The sequence below is a fragment of the Bacillus sp. Root920 genome (assembly GCF_001429445.1).
Taxonomy (GTDB): Bacteria; Bacillota; Bacilli; order Bacillales; family Bacillaceae; genus Bacillus; species Bacillus safensis.
The window spans coordinates 280374-298452 of sequence record NZ_LMJV01000001.1 but is presented as its reverse complement, the minus strand read 5'-3'; the positions used below and the strand labels follow the sequence as shown (position 1 = coordinate 298452).

Sequence of the window (18079 nt, the reverse complement as noted above, 5' to 3'; positions counted from 1 at the left end):
AAAAGGACCTAAAACGACAAATAAAAGAAATTCATCGTTTTTAGATCCTGCCTGCATGACCAGTCACATGTCTAATTTATTCATATTGGATTTGCTTTTAGTATATATTGATTATATGAAAGCGTCAACATTTAATTTTCTAAAAATTATTAAGGTCTATATACCCAAATTACTCTTCTTTCATTGTTGAAGTAACCTTCCTGTTTTTTATACAATAAATATCCTTTTATCACTCACCAAAAACTACTTCCATCTAAAAACCAGATAAGTTTAAAATGACCCATCTGGTTTATCATCATCTATTTTTTCTTTTCTTCAGCCTGCTTTTTGAATGCTTCCGTTTGTTCTTGATATTCCTCTTTCGTGACAGCTTTAAATTCTATTGTACCGCCTGCCATTTTAAAAGGGAATTTAATTGATGTTGCATCTCGATCAGTTTCCCCTAAAATAAACCCCTTTTCAATTGCAGGATAAGTACTCAAATCAAACATTATCCCATCTGAAACACCACCGGCTGTATGTTTCGTTTCTTTATATGGTTCACCACCATCTCCTGGGACCGTTCTCATCAAAAAAGAACCTGCCCATTCAGACTGCATATACATCCGTTTTACTTTTAGAAATAGCTGGTATGAACCATCCTCCGCTGTATACAGATAACCATAAGCGCCTGTTACTTTCTTAATAAAGTTTCTTACATAATCATGGAATCTATTCTCAGAGTCCTCCATCAATTCATCATATCGGTCATGAATGTCCTTTTGAACAGCACGTAGTTTTGTTTGATCAACTGCTTTATAGGTGATGCTTTGCTTTTCACCTTGTTTTTTCACAGAAAGATCTTTTTCATCAAGGTGAACTTTATATGTGATCGTCTCTTTCCCTTGCTTCACTTGAAATTCGTAACCGTTTTCAACAGTTTTACCAGTTAATTTATATTTGTTGATAAATAGGTTGGGATCAAAGTGTCTTTTTGGGTTTTCCTCCAAAATGGTTTCATTCAGATAACCAGTGACTTTCCCTTTTCTCTCCGTTACCTTGAACCAGTTCACTTGATCCTTTGTCTTATATACAAAGGCGTAATAGTTGTTCAATACACTCTTTTTTGCATTTGCTTGGTATGCTATCCAGCTGACAGCAACGATGACTAGTACCGCTAAAATTGCTACGATCCAGATTTTTGATCTATTCATACATACCTCCTCTGATCATTGATTTGACGGATTTTTATTTTTTCTATCAATATATGAGTGATGCATCTCCTACATAAACAAAATCAGCGATCTCTTCACCTCCTTCATTGGATTTTTTCTAAAACTTCTTGTATTACCAATGGATATCGCATATTATATATATCTAAATGATATATCTTTTAGATAGGTGTGCTGATATGAAAAAATACAATGATACGACGTATGCGATTTTAGGTATTTTAACGACAGATTGTAAGTCGGGGTACGAAGTGAAGCAATTAATTGATAGAAGCCTGCATCATTTTTGGAAAATCAGTTATGGACAAATTTATCCAGCTTTAAGGTTAATAGTCGAGGAAGGGCTTGCGGAAGTTTCACCTGCTGCTGCTTCTGGCCGCTCAGACAAGCGGGAATATCATTTGACTGAAAAAGGTCTGGATACGTTAAGAAAGTGGCTGGCGCAGCCGCTCGATCAGTTACCAACAGAGCGTAATGAAGTGTTATTAAAGTTATTCTTCGGTCAGTATCTTTCGTTTGAGAAAAAATTGGTGCTTTTACAGGATTATGAGCGGCAGCTCCGTATTCGTTATGAAACTTATGTTTCAATTGAACAAAACATTCAAGAGCTTTATCCAGATGAAGCGGATGCGAAGTATTGGCTGTTTACTTTAGATTATGGAAAAAGAGTGGCTCAAGCAGGAATTGATTGGTGCGTGGAAACATTCCATTCGATGAAGAAGGAAGGGTAAATGAATGAAAAAAGACATACGTGCTGGCAGATTTACAACGGACAATTCTGATTCGATTGTTGTGTTCATCATCGGAATGAGGATCAATAAGCGCTGGGCCATTCATCAATGGCTGCCTGTGTTCATGGCAATGCCTGGCATGATCAAGGAGCTGTATACCCATCAAGATGAGCTTGGGTTTCTTGGGACAGAGAATTACTTCGGGTTACGTACGACAGCGATGATTCAATATTGGAAATCAACCGATGACCTCCTTGCCTATGCGAAGATGGAGAAGCATTTGGCTGCTTGGAAAGAATTTAACCAAAGAGCACGAAATAATGACGCAGTGGGAATTTATCATGAAACGTACCAAATTCAAGCCGGCTCGTATGAATCCATCTATGTGAACATGCCTTCCTACGGACTGGGCCAAGCGAAACCCCCTATTTCAATAAGTAATGGACAACAAACAGCGAAAGAACGTCTGAATACAACAAATTCCTAGAGAGCGATTCTCTAGGAATTTCTTTTTGCAACGGTCACAAAATGCTTTAATATGCGGGCTGTTAATCCCCATATGGTGTAGTTTTCGTAATCATAAAACCATTCCTCAATCGAACGGCTTCCCCAGCTGTATTTTTCACCATTCATGATTTTTTCATAAGGGAAGTCCTCGCCTGGTGTTGGCTGAACGGATACATGATGTAAGTACGGCTCATATTGGCTGAGCCATGATAGAGGCACGGTAAAAGTCTCCTCTACTTCTTCTTGATTAAAGGAGTGTTTCACTTTTTGCTCATCAATGATACCAACATATGGGTATACCACGAAGGATGGAGATGCGATATAAGGACTAAGCTGTCCAAGGATCTCGACCGATTCTGGCGGAATGCCCAGCTCTTCATGTGTTTCTCGCAGTGCAGCTTCCTGTGCAGTTTCGCTGTCGTCAAGCTTGCCCCCAGGAAAGCTAATATCCCCCGGCTGTTTTCTCATGGTCAACGATCGTACCTCAAATAATATATGCCATTCTCCATTTACTTGCACCAAAGGGATAAGGACTGCTGCTTTGAACGCTGTCTCTTCTCCAATGAACAACGGCTGTGATTGATGTAAGTCATTTTTTAATTGATCAATGAACACGGACATCACCTGTTTTCTGTTTCTCTTTCCTTTAGCGTATCATGGTTCTCCTTTTGAATAAAGATGATCCTTCTGACAATTATTTTTATCATTTTGACAACTTTACTTGTCAAAATGAATATAATGCTTTACAATCAAGGAAAGATTTCTAACAAAATTGAGGTGACAGAATGAAAAATCGGTTAAAAGAGCTTCGTGCGCGTGATGGTTTAAACCAAACTGAGCTGGCAAAGCGTGCAAAGGTCTCTCGTCAGACCATCAGCTTAATGGAACGAGATGAGTTAATGCCGTCTCTCTTGCTCGCGGTTAAGCTTTCACGAATTTTTCAGGAACCCATTGAACGTATTTTTCTATTCGAGGAGGATGAACTCTCATGAAAACTGTATACAAAATGCTCTTAGGTGCTCTCCTTGGCTTTCTCGGCGCTTACTGTCTGCTGGCAGCCGAATTTGAGATGACACTTCTTGATGTTGCATTTGAAGCGACTCTTGTCATCAGTGGATTGACGATTTTATTGATTATTTATTGTTTTTCAGGGATTTCACGTATGAAGAAAAGAGTATCTCTTTCGGTTTCTGGAGATGAGGAGGATGAACTGGAGGCAAAGCAATATCGGACCTTTACTGATTTGACTTTAGCCAATACGGTAAGTACCATTTTTTCCATTGTTGCCATCGGTATCGCGATCGTCACCGAGCAGCCCATTTGGCTGATTCTGGTCAATGCTGCTTTATTTATCGTCACCATTATCAGTTCATATATATCGATATCTGTTCTAAAGCTTGTCTATCCTAATCGGAACCTGCCAAGTCCATCCGACAAAGACTATAGCAAAAAGCTGCTCGCCATTTCAGACGAAGGCGAAAAGCATGTGATGCTTGGCGGACTGTTTCATACGTATCAAATGATGAATATCCTATTGACCAGCGCCATGTTTATTTTGATTGTGTATTCCCTTGGAGCCAATCACTCTCAGCTGTTCTCGATCATGGTGATTGGACTTGTTTTGATCATTTTGAATGCAAATTATGTGCTAAAGATTAGAAATCGTTAAATGAACAAAAGCACAGCCTAATGCAAAGGCTGTGCTTTTTCCGTTCATTATGACGCGCGGCGTTTCTTTCGCGCATAAATCAATAGTAAAAAACCAAACCAAACCGGCGTTAATAAGAGCGCGGGGCGTGTTGCATCTGCAAACAGCATGATCACTAGAATCGCAGCGAAGAGAACCAAAACACATATATTCACAAAAGGTGTGAACGGTGCTTTAAAGGTAGATGCTTCATGCAATTCAGGCTTTGTTTTTTTATATTTCAAATGACAAATTAAAATAATACTCCATACCCAAATGAAACAAATGGCACTGATCGTGGTAACAATACCAAAAGCTTGCTCGGGAATCAGCTTGCTTAAAAGAGCTCCAACCGATACCACAATCGTCGAAACAAACAGGGCATTGCTTGGGACAGCGTGCTTGTTCAAACGTCCGAAGGAAGCTGGCCCCTGCTTTTGATGACTGAGATTATACAGAATGCGGCTCGTCGAGAACATGCCACTATTACAAGCTGATGCCGCAGATGTCAGGACGACAAAGTTGATAAGCCCTGCTGCTACTGGTATCCCAATGAGTCCAAAGGTTTTCACAAAAGGACTTTCTGATGCACTGAGCTCAGTCCATGGGTTGATACATAGTAAAACAAAGATCGCACCCACATAGAAAAATAGAATTCTTAATGGAATCTTATTAATCGCAGAAGGGATGTTTTTTTGCGGATTGGCTGTTTCTGCTGCGGACACACCGACCAGTTCAACTCCCACATACGCAAAAATCACCATCTGGAATGACAATAAGAAACCTGTGACACCATTCGGGAATAACCCGCCATGAGACCATAAATTCGTTACTGTCACCGGTCCAGCATCTGTTTGAAAACCAATGATTAAAAGAACCATTCCAACCCCGATCAATAATAGAATCGTAATTACTTTAATGAGTGCAAACCAAAATTCCATTTCTCCGAAAAGCTTTACCGTCAACAAATTCAACCCGAGTAAAATCAACAAACAAATGATGGCAGGAATCCACTGCGGGATGTCAAACCAATACTGCACATACACCCCGACCGCAATGACATCCGCCATCGCTGTCATAATCCAGCAAAACCAATACGTCCACCCTGTTACAAAGGATGCCCACGGGCCGAGATAGTCCTCAGCAATATCGGTTAATGACTGATAGCCCGCCTTCGATAAAAGCAATTCTCCGAGTGCCCTCATGACAAAAAAGATAGCCATCCCGACAATTAAATAAGCAAAAATGATTGAAGGACCTGCCAATTGAATCGCTTTTCCAGATCCTAAAAACAACCCTGTACCAATGGTTCCGCCAATGGCAATCAATTGCACATGACGGTTTGATAAATCTCGTTTTAATTCTTGTTGTGCCAATGCTAACACCCTCCTACGACACGATCTTATACTGAAATAATGAACCCTTTAAAAAAGTCCATAAAAAAAGAGATTGGATGCGCTCCAATCTCACGGTCATAAAAGAATAGCAAAATAGAGAAAAGTCATACACGGCATCATCCATGCACCACAAATACAATATTTCGTACTCTTCTGTCCTTTTGCCTGAGATTGTGAACCCTTCGGCGCCGCACACACATGCGGTCTCTCCAGAAGCTGCTCCTGCTATAGTGTGACCCACAGCATTCATAGCCTTCGTTATTTAATTAAAATGTTGCTATTTCTGAATAATTTCATATTTTACGCCTCATTCAGAAAGCTGTCAATGGTAATCTTTTATGATTTACGGCGGTACGCATATGTCTTCACTTCATCAATCCCCCCTGATTCATGTATAATAAATCAAAAGATGTTCGGCTCGTTTGATGGAGAAATCCCTCTTGATATGAACAAAGTTAAGCAATCCATGGAAGTTGGTGAAGATAAATGAAAAAAATGAACAAACAGCGTGTTACATTACAGGAAGTTGCCAAGCATGCCGGTGTCTCGACTTCAACGGCATCACTCGTTGTTCGAAATAATCCTAGAATCTCTGAAGCCACACGAAACAAAGTACTGCAATCCATGGAGGACTTAGGATACGTATACGACCGCGTTGCTGCTAACATGCGGTCAAAAAGCTCAAATATCGTTGGTGTGATTGTGACGGATATTTCTAACACCTTTATTTCGGAGTTTTTAATTGGCGTACAGACCACACTTGAATCGCTGGGCTATACTGTTTTACTTGGTACAACCTTTGACAGTGTCGATAAACAGGAGCGGCTCATTTCCACCATGGTAGAGCACCGAGTGGGCGGGATTATTTTAAACCCAGCTTCGAAAAGCTCTGCTCGAACAGTCAAACAATTAAATCAAATTCGCACCCCAAAAGTACTGGCAAATCGTGAATTATCAGATGTGCAATGTGACTATGTCGGTGTTGATTATGAACAAGGTACTTGGATGGCGGTTCATCATCTTCTTCAAAAGGGGCATCGCCGCATCGCTTTTTTAGGCGGCATCAAGACTTCTTCGACTTGGATTGAGCGGATGAAAGGTTTCAAAAGAGCTCATGACGAAGAAAATGTGACGATTGATGATTCTCTTATTATTGATATAGAACCTACTCGTGAAGGCGGGAAAGAAGCACTTGCCCAAGTAATGGATCAGCCTGAGCCCCCTACTGCTATTTTTTGTTTTAGTGACTTATTCGCTTTTGGGGTCATTCAAGCACTGTCAGCACGGGGCATCCAGCCTGGTGAAGATATCGATGTGGTTGGATTCGATAATGTTCCTGAAGCGGAAATGTATCATCCGCCGCTCACCACTGTATCCTCCTTCCCCCGATCCATCGGGGTAAAAGCGGCGAACCTTTTATATCATAAAATGAACGAGCAGGATGAAGAGCTGCAGCGATTGATTTTAAAGCCTCAACTTCATATTAGAGAAACCTCTACCTCATCATAAAAAGAGAATTGCGTGCAGCAATTCTCTTTTTTTATTGATCAAGTCAACTATTTCTTTGTTTCATTTTTCTTTTTTTAAATCACAAAGTCATAAACTTGACACATTTAAAATGCAGGAGTATATTTATCTCGTTGCTTCTTTTAGTATATCGTTATACCTGTTTCGTCATATCTTTATTTCTATCAAAAAACAGTTGAAAGTGATTTTTTATGATTCTGATCAAATCATGAAGTTTCACTTTCTAATCAAGGGTGTTATTATTTTTTGCATTTTAGTAGAACGATGTACTTGATTGAAGAACAGATGAATATTCATTATTTTTTCATCAATCACATAAGGGGTGTTGTGATGGGCTTCATATTATTCATTTTGAAGGAAACAATAACAAAGGGTATACAAAGAATTTGACCTTAAATGGGGTTTCAAATATAGGAGTGGGAACATGAAAAATCCTTATATAAAATCGTCACTTGGCATGTATTTAAACTACTTCATGCTTGGCATGATCAATATTATTGTAGCTTCCAACATGGACAGCTTATCTGAACGCTACCATGTAGATATTCCGAAAATCAGCTTGCTTGTATCGGCGATCGGAATTGGTAAACTCATTGCGCTCTTTTTCTCAGGCCGGTTAGCCGACAGCTGGGGACGTAAGCCTGTCATTATTACAGGTAATTTTCTTTACTTATTATTCTTAATCGGTATTCCAACGACAACAAGTTATACACTGGCATTTATCTTTGCGATATCAGCAGGTATTGCCAACTCACTGCTTGATTCAGGAACCTATCCTGCTTTGTCAGAGTCATTTCCGAAAAAAGCAAGTTCGGCTTCTGTTTTAGTAAAAGCGTCTGTATCCATTGGGGCGACTGTTCTTCCGTTTATCTTGGCGTTCCTAGTGGCACATGACATCTTCTGGGGCTGGGCGTTCTTTGGTCTAGGGCTTCTTTATTTACTTGTAGGGATTTACTTAATCTTTATGCCATTCCCGAACCATAAGCAAGTTTCTTCACAAGACGCTCTTCCAGTACAGGACCAGCTGAAAGAAGAACCAAAAATGCTTGGCGAAGGCTTAGCTGTTGTACTGATGGGATTCACATCGACTGCATTGTTTGTCGTATGGCAGACATGGCTTCCGCAGCTCGGGTTAAAATTAATCGGACTTGGCACAGAACAAGCCACACAGCTTCTATCTTATTTTAGTATTGGTGCACTGGTATCTGTTCTATTGCTTTCGATCGTCTTAGATAAATTCATTTCACCGATTATGGTGGCGATCATTTATCCAATTGGGGCGTTCCTTGCAATGCTTTCACTTTTCCAAATCGAAACGTACAGCATTGTCATTGTCAGCACCTTCTTCTTAGGACTATTTACAGCGGGAATCTTCCAGCTGGCGATGAGTATTATGATGAAATTGTTCCCGACAAACAAAGCAACGGCTTCATCCTACGTCAACATTGCGGCAAGCTCAGCGTTTATTCTCGTGCCGCTCATTACAAGTGGATTGGTCAGCTCGTACGATATTAAAATGACGTTATTTTTCGATATGATCATCGCAGTTATTAGCGTATTACTAGCGGTCTTTGTTCTTGGACGCATGAAAAAATTATTTAGATAATTAAAGGAGATGTCAATCATGACAAACATACATGAACGAAATATTGATGGGAAAACAAAATTAGTCGGCCTTCTTGCTACACCAATCGGGCACAGCCTTTCACCACGTATGCATAACCTTGGCTATACACTAACAGGTATCAACTATGCTTACCTTGCATTTGAAGTAGGGAATGATGAACTAGAAGCAGCCGTAAATGGTATGAAAGCAATGGGTGCAGCTGGATTTAACGTCTCTATGCCGAACAAAATGAAAGTACTGGATTACTTAGACGAACTAGATGATTCTGCAAGATATACACGTGCTAGTAACACTGTAGTGAACAAGGATGGTAAGCTCATCGGCTACAACACAGATGGTCTTGGATATGTAAGAAACTTGATTGAACATGGCGTTGAATTAGCCGGCAAGAAAGTTACACTTGTTGGCTCTGGCGGCGCTGCGACTCCGATTGCGATTCAGCTTGCACAGTCCGGCATTCGTGAAATTAGCATTTTTGCTCGTAATGATCAATACTTTGTTCAAGCAGAAGAAAATGTAAATTACATTAACAACGAAATGAAATCCTTCGGTGTCAAAGCAAACATTTTCCCACTTGAAGACAAAGACGCATTCCGCCGCGAAGTAGCAGAAAGCGCGATCCTGGCAAATGGGACAAGCCTTGGCATGAAACCACTAGATCAACTCAGCATTATCGATGATACACTTGATGTACTTCGTGAAGATTTGATCGTGACAGATGTTGTATACAACCCGCAAAAAACAAAGCTTCTTGCGCAAGCACAGGAAGCTGGCGCCAAAACCATTAACGGTCTTGGAATGATGTTATGGCAAGGTGCACTTGCTTACAAACTCTTTACTGGTGAAGATATGCCAGTTGATCAAGTAAAACAAATTCTTTTTGAAAATGACCGTTTCTAAAATAAAAAAGACAAAGGGCTAAAATGATGATCATTTTAGCCCTTTGTTTTCTTTTCAGCGTGAGGGTTTGTCTACACGCTGAGACGACTTCCTGCGGAGGTCGTCTTTTTTTATTCATGTACCATGATTTGACGGTATCGATACAGGATATACAGTGCGCCGATAATGGCCGCAACAGCCACCACTGCATCGAACATAAAGATTTGTAAAATGGACGCGTGACTCTGAATTAAACCTGTTACGACCGGGATGACGATAGCCGACACGCCGCCCGCTGTAGAGATAATCCCTGTCATCGTCCCTTTGTTTTTCCAGAAGAATTCAGCCATCACAGTTAACGTCAGCTGAAAAACTCCTGCCGTTGAAAATCCCAATACAAACGCATTGACGGTTCCTATGACTGGGGATTTCACGACCAAGAGCACACAAATGGAAACAAGTGTAATGATTGGGTAGATCAGCAGTACAGTGACCGGACGGACAAAGCGGCGCAGCAGAAACGCGAGCATCACGACAGACAGCAGCCCGCCCATGCTATAGTAACTGAGCAGTTTTACAGCACTGCCCGGTGCCATCCCTAAGATGGCCTCACCGTACGTAGGAAGCCAAATTTGCGGCAGCGCATACAGTCCATTTGACGTAAAGCTGATCAAAATGAGTGCGACCCCTTCCCTCCAAAATGTAGGCTCTGTCGAGAAGCGCGGAAGTCCGTCATACTCCGTTACCTGGACTTGCTCCACCTTGCGATGATTCGGAAATGGCAAGGTCCACAGCATCAAAACATTCACAAGATAGATCAGAGCAGGAACAAAAAATGCCATTCCATAAAACAAATCATGCTCTGCTAAAAAGTAAATCGCCAGTGGCAAAATGGTTGCCCCAATGGAGATAAAGGCCTTCACCATCACATTCGCAGATCCCGAGTTTTGCGGAAACGCCTCCATTAACGCAGGATACGTTCCTGCATCCATTGCCGAATTCGCGACCCCTGCCAAAATCGCAAACGCAAACGCGATTTGATAATTCGGAGACAATGGGATTCCGATGAGGAACACCGCCATCAGCACACCAGAAACCAAAATGACCGGTTTTCGCCCAAAACGATCTGACAGTACGCCTGATAAACCATACGTGAGCACCCTGCCAATGCCAAGCGCCGAAATCATATAACTAATTCCCGCACTATTGGTATCCAATTGTTTGATTAAAAATGGCATATTTGAAGCCAAAATAATATTGACCATACCTAATAAAAAATAATTAATATACAGACTAGAAGCCGTTCTCACATACGGATTCCTCATCCTGACACACCCCTCAACACCATCGCAATGAAGTGACAAATAATGGTTACGCTTACAAGATCTCATATGTGAGGAAGAACAGCTTTGCAGCCTTCACGTTCATACATCTCATCATGTCATGCAGCTCACAGCTTACACGCCCTTCATGTATCAAGCATTTCTTCAATTTTTCACTGCTCTTATTTTATACGAATGCGAAAGGTAAAGATAGTGAATTGCTTAAATTTGAAGGGAATTCATTGATCAAGCGTATGACACCATCGATAAAAAAAGGAGTGGTTCATTCCACTCCTTAAATGATGTCTCAATTCTGTTCATCGTTCATTCTTACAGCCCCCAAATACTTAGCTCATAAAAATATTCGGTTCTCTCTATGCATAATCCAAAACGGAAATATTCTGCCAAAAATAAAATCCCCACACCCACTTAAAAATTTTGTTTGTTCAAGAAGGTGATTTAAAAGAATAAAGACTTCATTCACATTCACTTTAAGTGCTTCAATTTCATGCTCTCGAAAACACATGAATCGCGCTTGTGAAGGAGTTACTTTCACCTGGCTGACCCATTCCTTTAACATTTGTACAGACTTTTCAATATGCTCTTGATAGTGTTCTCCATGTATTTCGATTTTATGTTCTCTCGACTGTAGGAAAGCAAACACCTTCTGACAAAACAATTGATTTTCTTCGATGTCTAAAAAGGGGTGTTCTGGAAGTGTCATATAGCTTAATTTGTTCATTAAATGCTGTCTTCTGTTTTTTCTTTTTAAGGTTTCGATTTTTGTTTTTTGGTTATTATTCATACTAGTTACCTTTCTTTTTAAATCCAACAAAATTTTACGTTTATATTTGATCTTTTAAAATGTCTCCTTTCAAGTATCACACAATCAAAAAAGTACGATCTTTTTTATTTAATTATCCTTTCAACCAAGATGAATTTTGTTTTCCTTAATAAAAAAACCTTGAAAGGATACTATCCATCAAGGTTTTTGTGGGTACTAAGATTCAAAAGCCGTTTTTTCTGGAAATATGCCACCTTCTCTTACAAGGCATACTGCTAACCTTTGAGCCGCTCGATCAAAATAAAACTCATTGGGAATATTTTGATCTGGTAAGCTTTCTAACTCTCTAAACTTCCTAGTTATTTTACTTAACTCTATCTTACCCATTACCTCTTCATTAGGTCCAAATTTGTAAACTACAGTTTCTTCATCCTCATATTCCTTTAATAATAAAACATACGAAGCCAATTTTATTCCTCCTTTGGTGGATACCATGGACGCCCAGATTCAACTGTTTTATCATGTGCGGTCCTGTAATCTGTCTTGAATATCCCTTCAAACTTTGATTCAAAAAGTTCGTGATTTAACAAGTCAATATCATTCTTTTTATAAGTACCTTTTTGTAATCTATCCCAGGCTTGTGCTATTTGATAATCTGAGTCAAAACGCCCAACCCCATGTTCTTTTATATGCTCTTTTATAAATAAATGCTCCTTTATTCTTTGTATCCTGTGTTCGGGCATTCCAGTATTCTTAGATATAGGCTTTATATCAGCTTTTGTCTTTCTAAAAGACTCATACATTTCTTCTGCTTTATCAAGTTGTTTTAGATATGCATCTATTGAAAGTTCCCTGCCACCAGTTTGAACTCTATCAGCACTCTTAAACCCTATTTTACCATGAAACCCTTTCGCCCCAAACGGCAAAAACATTCCAAGCGCCGCGTTCATACTCGCTTCCTGCTGTTCTTTGGAGATCTTATTTCCAAACATGTCTCGGCCTGTAATCGCTTCGCTGAAGCCGTTGGTGGCAATGAGGCCATATAATCCTTTTTGCGATGTTTTTAAGGCGTCAAAGGATTTTTGTGATGTCTTGTAGATATCGACTGCCCTGACTGCGGCTGATGTGGCTTGAGTCGTTTTATAGACAGCCTTTCCGCCTTTGAAAATGCGGCCTGCCCAGCCGACGATTGGGATGTAGCCTGCGGCTGCCATGCCGCCTGCCGCGACTCGCTGTCCTGCGGTGAGTTCCTCNCCGCCTTTGAAAATGCGGCCTGCCCAGCCGACGATTGGGATGTAGCCTGCGGCTGCCATGCCGCCTGCCGCGACTCGCTGTCCTGCGGTGAGTTCCTCGCCTGTGATTGGATCAACACCTGTTGCGGCACGTTTTGCATCATTCACACCCGTTAGTTCATTGACAATATTTCCGCCATAATGGAGTGCTTTTTCATACCAAGAGCGGTTGGCGAGGGCTTCTTGTTCCTTTGCGATCTCGCGGGCTTCTTCTTGTTCTTTTTTGATTTTCAGATATTCAGAAGTTTGCTTCTCAATATCGCTTTTTGCCTTGTAGATGTCGCTATTTTGATACGCTTTCTTATCAAAATTCATAGGCGAAATCGCTTTTCCGTCATTTGTCGCATTCATCATTTCAGCGTACAATGCCATTGTAGCTTGCTGCTCCGTCTCTGACAAAGCATATTATAGGCGAAATCGCTTTTCCGTCATTTGTCGCATTCATCATTTCAGCGTACAATGCCATTGTAGCTTGCTGCTCCGTCTCTGACAAAGCATATTCATCTTTTAAATTTTGATCAAGCTCTCTTAGTTCTTTGACCGTCTTTTTTCGTTCATCTTCCGCATCTTCTATTTTTTCATCAAAGGTTTGGCTATCAAATACCTCTAGGGAAATGAGGTCATCAATGTCTTGAAAAATCGTTTTGAGTGCCTTTTTTTGATCCTTTACAATGCTTTTGGCGTTTTTGATGCCCATATATACTGCGTTGTCTAAAAAGTGTTCTTCTACAAAGGTATCGCCGCCAAAGTTTGTATCATCCAGTGTCCCAGGAACACCTTCATGAAAGGCTTTTTGCTTATCAATGAAGCTGATAAACATGTCTACATTTCCAGCGAGCTCTTTATAGAAACTTTTAATATTATCTGCACCTTTCCCAGTGAAATCATCACCGAGGTTGGCCACACCTTGTAATGCCTTTTTTAAATCTACCATTTGTTCGCGGAGTTCCTGGTAGTGTTTGGCCCTTGTGTCCATGGCACTTGTTAGTGCTTTTGCATCAAGTATCTTGCCCAGAAGAAGTCACTCCCTCCATTATTGATCATAAAGTCTATTTTACCTTTCTCAGCGAATTGGAAAAATAGGCTTTAAGTTACAAAAAATAATTTCCATATATTTATAGAGGGAATAAAACAAGTGATAATTGATATATTTTTTCCTTTCCTCACAAAAAAATCAGTCCTCTTTTGAGAGGACCGACTACATTTTGTTTAGAAAAAGCGTTTTAAACTTTTCTTGAGTGGAGGGATATCCAGCTCGCCTTTTTCAAAGAATTTTTTCAGTAAGTACTTACTAAAACCGGCTGCTTGTGTATACGTAATTTTCCCAGGTAACGGCGGTTCATTGGTGACAGCAACATCAATAATGACGGGTTTATCAGATTGAAGGGCTGTATCAAAAGCCGGAGCTAGTTCTTCATGTGATGACACGGAGATTCCTTTGCCGCCACATGCTTCTGCGAACTTAGCAAAATCAATATCTTCCAGCTCTATACCATAATTGATGTTTCCTTTTACCTGTTGTTCATATTCAATCATTCCAAGGTTGTTGTTGTTTAAGATCACAACAACGATCGGCAGTTTATATTTTACCGCTGTCACAAAGTCTTGCATAACCATTGTGAAGCCACCATCGCCGCAGACAGCAACCGCTTGACGATTCGGTTCATTTAACTTAGCAGAGATCGCTCCAGGCAAACCACAGCCCATTGTGGCAAGCCAGCTGGAGATGATGAAATCCTGCTGTTTCATTTCGAAATGGCGGGCCATCCATACGGTTACATTCCCTACATCTACAGAAAGAATGGCGTCGTCTTCAACTGCTTCTTCTAGTCTAGCAATGACTTGCTGCGGTTTAAGCGGTGATGTGGCAACGGATTTTTCCTTATCCATTTCTTCTCGCCATTTCATCATATGCTCTGTACAAGCTTCAAGGAAACCACGCTGCTCTTTATATTCAATGTAGGAGGTCAGTTCCTGCAAACCACTCTTGCTGTCACTCACGATTCCTACGTCTACTGGATACCTTTTACCGATTTGATCTGGTTTAATATCCAGTTGAATGGCAGGTGTGTCCTCTGGTAAGTAGTCTCTATATGGAAAGGAAGTTCCAAGCATAATTAAGAGATCACACTCTTCCATCGCTTCATAAGCTGGCTTCGTTCCAATTTGACCTAGGTTTCCTAAAAAGTATGGATGCCTGTCTGGCACAACCCCTTTTGCAGGAAGTGTGATGACGATAGGTGCAGCAGCCTTTTCTGCAAATGAAAGAAGCTCTTCTTTTGCATCTCGTAATCCTTTACCTGCTAAGATGACTGGCTTCTTCGCATTGTTAATTAGCTGTGCTGCCTTTAGCAGTTGATCTTTCTTTGGCCGTACCTCTCCCTCAACATAAAGAGGAGATGTATAAACTGGCTTACGCTTAATTTTTTGAGAAAATAAGTCATCTGATACGGTGAGAACAGCCACCCCTTTATGGGTATAAGCTGCTTTAATGGCTTGATTCAATAAATCAGGCAGAGATTCTGCTGTTTGTACCTGCTGATTAAAGACAGCGACGTCGTCAAACATCCGCTCTAATTTGATTTCTTGAAATGTGTCTCTTCCTACTTCATTCGATGCAACCTGCCCTGCAATTGCTAAAACGGGTGCGCCATCTGCTTTTGCATCGTATAGTCCATTTAATAAGTGGACAGCACCCGGTCCAGCGATGGATAAGCAGACACCGAGCTTACCTGTTAGTTTGGCATCAGCCGCCGCTGAGAGTGCCGCCACTTCTTCATGTCTCGTTTGTATAAATTGTATTTGGCTTGATTCATGCCTAAGCTCTTCAATCAATTCGTTTATGCTGTCGCCGGGCATTCCATAAATATGTTTTACGCCCCACTCTTCCAGTAGCGCTGTTACTTCTTTTCCTGCGGTTCTTTGCGGCATGTGAGAAAACTCCTTTTTTCTTACTCCATACCACCGCACCCTTTTGATCAAACGTTTCAACTTGCTGCTACTTTTTAAAATGATATGGAAGGGTGGCGACCACAATATCCCGTTTCCATAATAGACGGAATCTTAATAAAAAGGCAGATTGGTTATGCAAGATCGTATGCCATCTTTTTTTCGGGATAAATTGAGGCACAAGCACCATCACTTTATATTGATGCGCATTTGCTTTAGCCTCAACCGTTTCAAGAAATTTATCAAGCGGATGAATAAGACTTCGATAAGACGAATGCAATATCACAAGCCGCACACCGCTGTTCAGTTTTTCCCAATCCGCTTCAATTTTCTTATCTTTTTCTTTATCAAAAGATACATGAACTGCTATGACTTGCTCTGATAAGGATTTTGCATATTGAACAGATTGCTCAACGACACGTGTTACTCCTGCTATTGGCACGATAACCACATTTCCTTTAATCTCAACAGGCTCTGTTTCATTCATTAAACGCAGTTGTTCTCCGACTGACAGATAATGCTTTTTTATGGAATGAAAGATCAATAGCACAATTGGCATGAAAACAAATACTGGCCATACAAGATGGAACTTGGTCAAAATGAGAATCATGAGAACCGTGAAAGAAATCAGTGCTCCGACTATATTGATAGGCATTTTCGTTTTCCAGCCCTGCGGTTTTTCACGAATCCACTTCACACACATGCCGGTCTGTGACAAGGTAAATGGAATAAATACACCGACAGCATATAACGGAATGAGGTGTTCCGTTTTCCCATCAAACAACCAAATGAGCAGCATAGAAGCTACACCTAAAAAGATAATGCCATTAGAGTAACCGAGTCGATCCCCTCTTACAGTAAACATGCGCGGCATATATTTATCCTTTGCTAAGTTGACCGCCAATAAAGGAAAGGCGGAAAAGCCGGTGTTTGCCGCTAATATCAAGATTAAAGCTGTGACAGCCTGAATGACATAATAGAAAAATGTACGTCCAAATGTATCTGATGCAATTTGTGATACAACCGTTTCTTCTGGCTTTGGTGAGATGCCAAAACCAAACGCAAGCAATGTCACACCCACAAATAAAACAGCTAGTAATCCACCCATCATCAATAATGTTCTCGCTGCATTTTGTGCAGCTGGTTTTTTAAAGGATGGAATGGTATTTGAAATGGCTTCTACCCCAGTCAGTGCTGAACAGCCAGACGAAAATGCTTTTAATAAAAGAAATAATGTAATGCCAGGTACATGTGTGCCGATCGCTGTATGCTCAGGTGCTGGCGGGATGCCTCCTGTTAATAATTTAAAGCCTCCGACTCCAATTAGTATAAGGAGTGATAATACAAACAAGTATACGGGATAGGCCAAAATAGATGCTGATTCTGTCAATCCACGAAGGTTGAGCACCATAATTAAGATGACCAATACAATTGAAATCAACACATGATATGGATATAGTGCCGGAAAAGCCGATGTGATGGCATCAGTACCCGCTGATATGCTCACTGCTACAGTCAGAATATAATCTACAAGCAATGATCCGCCAGCGACCAGTCCTGGCTTTTCACCTAAGTTTCTGCTAGAGACGACATAAGCCCCTCCGCCTTCTGGATAAGCATAAATAATTTGGCGGTAAGATAAAATTAACGCCATTAAAAGAATTAATACACAACCTGCAATCGGGAGTGAGTACCAAAATGCTGCTGCACTAACGACTGAAAGAACAATCAAGATTTGTTCTGTACCATATGCAACGGATGACAATGCGTCTGATGACAATAATGCCAACGCTTTGATTTTTGATAGCTTTTGTTCTCCTGCTGCCTGTGATTTTAATGGTTTCCCAATTAAAATACGCTTCATCAAACTGTACATGTGATGCCCGCTCCTTTAGTGTCAAACGATTTAAGTTACAAAAGATGGATCGCCAAAAAGACACAGAGGCAATAGAATGCCCCTGCGTCTATTGTTTAGATCACAGGTTGGTCTTTGCTCTCTTTAACGCTTACGAGGTTAGCTGACGGATTCGGGCGCATGAGACTTTGCCCTACCTAAAAAGGATTCACCCCACGTGGTGTCCTGCACCACTAATGGTTCCCCCGCTCATTGAAATGATTCAGCGATTGGTCTTTTATAAAAGAGATCATACTCCCGTTTGACACCAA

At 40.8% G+C, this 18079-nt stretch carries 15 protein-coding genes, 2 pseudogenes and 2 riboswitches; of the genes and pseudogenes, 7 read left to right on the top strand and 10 right to left on the bottom strand.

What is annotated here, in order from left to right; genetic code table 11:
- Positions 1-299 precede the first annotated feature (299 nt).
- Entirely contained in the window at positions 300-1193 is an 894-nt protein-coding gene (locus ASE42_RS01210) for a hypothetical protein (RefSeq protein ID WP_056765255.1), read from the bottom strand.
- 197 nt (positions 1194-1390) lie between these two features.
- On the opposite strand from ASE42_RS01210, the gene ASE42_RS01205 reads away from it, so the two are divergent.
- Both ASE42_RS01205 and ASE42_RS01200 read left to right on the top strand, forming a co-directional pair.
- A complete protein-coding gene (locus tag ASE42_RS01205) occupies positions 1391-1942 on the top strand; it encodes a PadR family transcriptional regulator (RefSeq protein WP_056765252.1) in 552 nt (183 codons plus the stop codon).
- Positions 1943-1946: 4 nt separating this feature from the next.
- Entirely contained in the window at positions 1947-2429 is a 483-nt protein-coding gene (locus tag ASE42_RS01200) for a DUF4188 domain-containing protein (protein WP_056765249.1), read from the top strand.
- A gap of 11 nt (positions 2430-2440) precedes the next feature.
- Here the strand turns inward: ASE42_RS01200 and ASE42_RS01195 are convergent, their stop codons facing one another.
- Positions 2441-3064, bottom strand: coding sequence for an NUDIX hydrolase (locus ASE42_RS01195; protein ID WP_056765246.1), 624 nt, complete (start codon positions 3062-3064; stop codon positions 2441-2443).
- A gap of 170 nt (positions 3065-3234) precedes the next feature.
- Between ASE42_RS01195 and ASE42_RS01190 the strand changes: the two genes are divergently transcribed.
- Both ASE42_RS01190 and ASE42_RS01185 read left to right on the top strand, forming a co-directional pair.
- Positions 3235-3441 (top strand): helix-turn-helix transcriptional regulator, encoded by a 207-nt coding sequence (locus ASE42_RS01190; protein ID WP_003215336.1) that lies wholly within the window; start codon positions 3235-3237, stop codon positions 3439-3441.
- A complete protein-coding gene (locus tag ASE42_RS01185; protein WP_056765243.1) occupies positions 3438-4118 on the top strand; it encodes a DUF3169 family protein in 681 nt (226 codons plus the stop codon). Before ASE42_RS01190 ends, ASE42_RS01185 begins: the two co-directional genes overlap by 4 nt.
- A 47-nt stretch (positions 4119-4165) precedes the next feature.
- Here the strand turns inward: ASE42_RS01185 and ASE42_RS01180 are convergent, their stop codons facing one another.
- Positions 4166-5512 carry an amino acid permease gene (locus ASE42_RS01180; protein WP_056765240.1) on the bottom strand — a complete coding sequence of 449 codons (1347 nt, stop codon included), beginning with the start codon at positions 5510-5512 and terminating at the stop codon, positions 4166-4168.
- 164 nt (positions 5513-5676) lie between these two features.
- Positions 5677-5756, bottom strand: a riboswitch (glycine riboswitch).
- Positions 5757-6019: 263 nt separating this feature from the next.
- Here ASE42_RS01180 and ASE42_RS01175 point away from each other — a divergent pair.
- The 3 genes from ASE42_RS01175 to ASE42_RS01165 all read left to right on the top strand — a co-directional run bounded on the left by ASE42_RS01175 (position 6020) and on the right by ASE42_RS01165 (position 9587).
- Positions 6020-7042 (top strand): LacI family DNA-binding transcriptional regulator, encoded by a 1023-nt coding sequence (locus ASE42_RS01175; protein ID WP_056765236.1) that lies wholly within the window; start codon positions 6020-6022, stop codon positions 7040-7042.
- A 442-nt stretch (positions 7043-7484) separates the two neighbouring features.
- Complete coding sequence (locus ASE42_RS01170; RefSeq protein WP_056765233.1) at positions 7485-8666, top strand: MFS transporter; 1182 nt, start codon at positions 7485-7487, stop codon at positions 8664-8666.
- Positions 8667-8684: 18 nt separating this feature from the next.
- Complete coding sequence (locus ASE42_RS01165; protein ID WP_024423990.1) at positions 8685-9587, top strand: shikimate dehydrogenase; 903 nt, start codon at positions 8685-8687, stop codon at positions 9585-9587.
- Between the two features lie 110 nt (positions 9588-9697).
- Here the strand turns inward: ASE42_RS01165 and ASE42_RS01160 are convergent, their stop codons facing one another.
- The 7 genes and pseudogenes from ASE42_RS01160 to ASE42_RS01135 form a co-directional block, all read right to left on the bottom strand.
- Positions 9698-10891: an MFS transporter gene (locus tag ASE42_RS01160; RefSeq protein ID WP_041105811.1), complete on the bottom strand. Its 1194-nt coding sequence runs from the start codon at positions 10889-10891 to the stop codon at positions 9698-9700.
- Between the two features lie 349 nt (positions 10892-11240).
- Positions 11241-11693: a hypothetical protein gene (locus ASE42_RS01155; protein WP_235566657.1), complete on the bottom strand. Its 453-nt coding sequence runs from the start codon at positions 11691-11693 to the stop codon at positions 11241-11243.
- A 195-nt stretch (positions 11694-11888) separates the two neighbouring features.
- A complete protein-coding gene (locus ASE42_RS01150; protein WP_024427595.1) occupies positions 11889-12140 on the bottom strand; it encodes a hypothetical protein in 252 nt (83 codons plus the stop codon).
- 2 nt (positions 12141-12142) lie between these two features.
- Positions 12143-12925, bottom strand: a pseudogene (locus ASE42_RS19145) (T7SS effector LXG polymorphic toxin); the annotation flags it as partial.
- A gap of 1 nt (position 12926) precedes the next feature.
- Positions 12927-13940: pseudogene (locus tag ASE42_RS19140) on the bottom strand (ribonuclease YeeF family protein); the annotation flags it as partial.
- 233 nt (positions 13941-14173) lie between these two features.
- Positions 14174-15895 carry a pyruvate oxidase gene (locus tag ASE42_RS01140; protein WP_056765229.1) on the bottom strand — a complete coding sequence of 574 codons (1722 nt, stop codon included), beginning with the start codon at positions 15893-15895 and terminating at the stop codon, positions 14174-14176.
- 67 nt (positions 15896-15962) lie between these two features.
- Positions 15963-17789, bottom strand: a complete 1827-nt coding sequence (locus ASE42_RS01135) for an APC family permease (protein WP_024425576.1) — start codon at positions 17787-17789, stop codon at positions 15963-15965.
- 112 nt (positions 17790-17901) lie between these two features.
- Positions 17902-18046, bottom strand: a riboswitch (cyclic di-AMP (ydaO/yuaA leader).
- Between the last annotated feature and the right edge of the window lie 33 nt (positions 18047-18079).

Coding starts and splice junctions, on each gene's coding strand:
- ASE42_RS01190 (WP_003215336.1), top strand. CDS start 3,235: ATGAAAAATCGGTTAAAAGAGCTTCGTGCGCGTGATGGTTTAAACCAA.
- ASE42_RS01135 (WP_024425576.1), bottom strand. CDS start 17,789: ATGTACAGTTTGATGAAGCGTATTTTAATTGGGAAACCATTAAAATCA.
- ASE42_RS01210 (WP_056765255.1), bottom strand. CDS start 1,193: ATGAATAGATCAAAAATCTGGATCGTAGCAATTTTAGCGGTACTAGTC.
- ASE42_RS01205 (WP_056765252.1), top strand. CDS start 1,391: ATGAAAAAATACAATGATACGACGTATGCGATTTTAGGTATTTTAACG.
- ASE42_RS01165 (WP_024423990.1), top strand. CDS start 8,685: ATGACAAACATACATGAACGAAATATTGATGGGAAAACAAAATTAGTC.
- ASE42_RS01175 (WP_056765236.1), top strand. CDS start 6,020: ATGAAAAAAATGAACAAACAGCGTGTTACATTACAGGAAGTTGCCAAG.
- ASE42_RS01185 (WP_056765243.1), top strand. CDS start 3,438: ATGAAAACTGTATACAAAATGCTCTTAGGTGCTCTCCTTGGCTTTCTC.
- ASE42_RS01155 (WP_235566657.1), bottom strand. CDS start 11,693: ATGAATAATAACCAAAAAACAAAAATCGAAACCTTAAAAAGAAAAAAC.
- ASE42_RS01170 (WP_056765233.1), top strand. CDS start 7,485: ATGAAAAATCCTTATATAAAATCGTCACTTGGCATGTATTTAAACTAC.
- ASE42_RS01140 (WP_056765229.1), bottom strand. CDS start 15,895: ATGCCGCAAAGAACCGCAGGAAAAGAAGTAACAGCGCTACTGGAAGAG.
- ASE42_RS01200 (WP_056765249.1), top strand. CDS start 1,947: ATGAAAAAAGACATACGTGCTGGCAGATTTACAACGGACAATTCTGAT.
- ASE42_RS01160 (WP_041105811.1), bottom strand. CDS start 10,891: ATGAGGAATCCGTATGTGAGAACGGCTTCTAGTCTGTATATTAATTAT.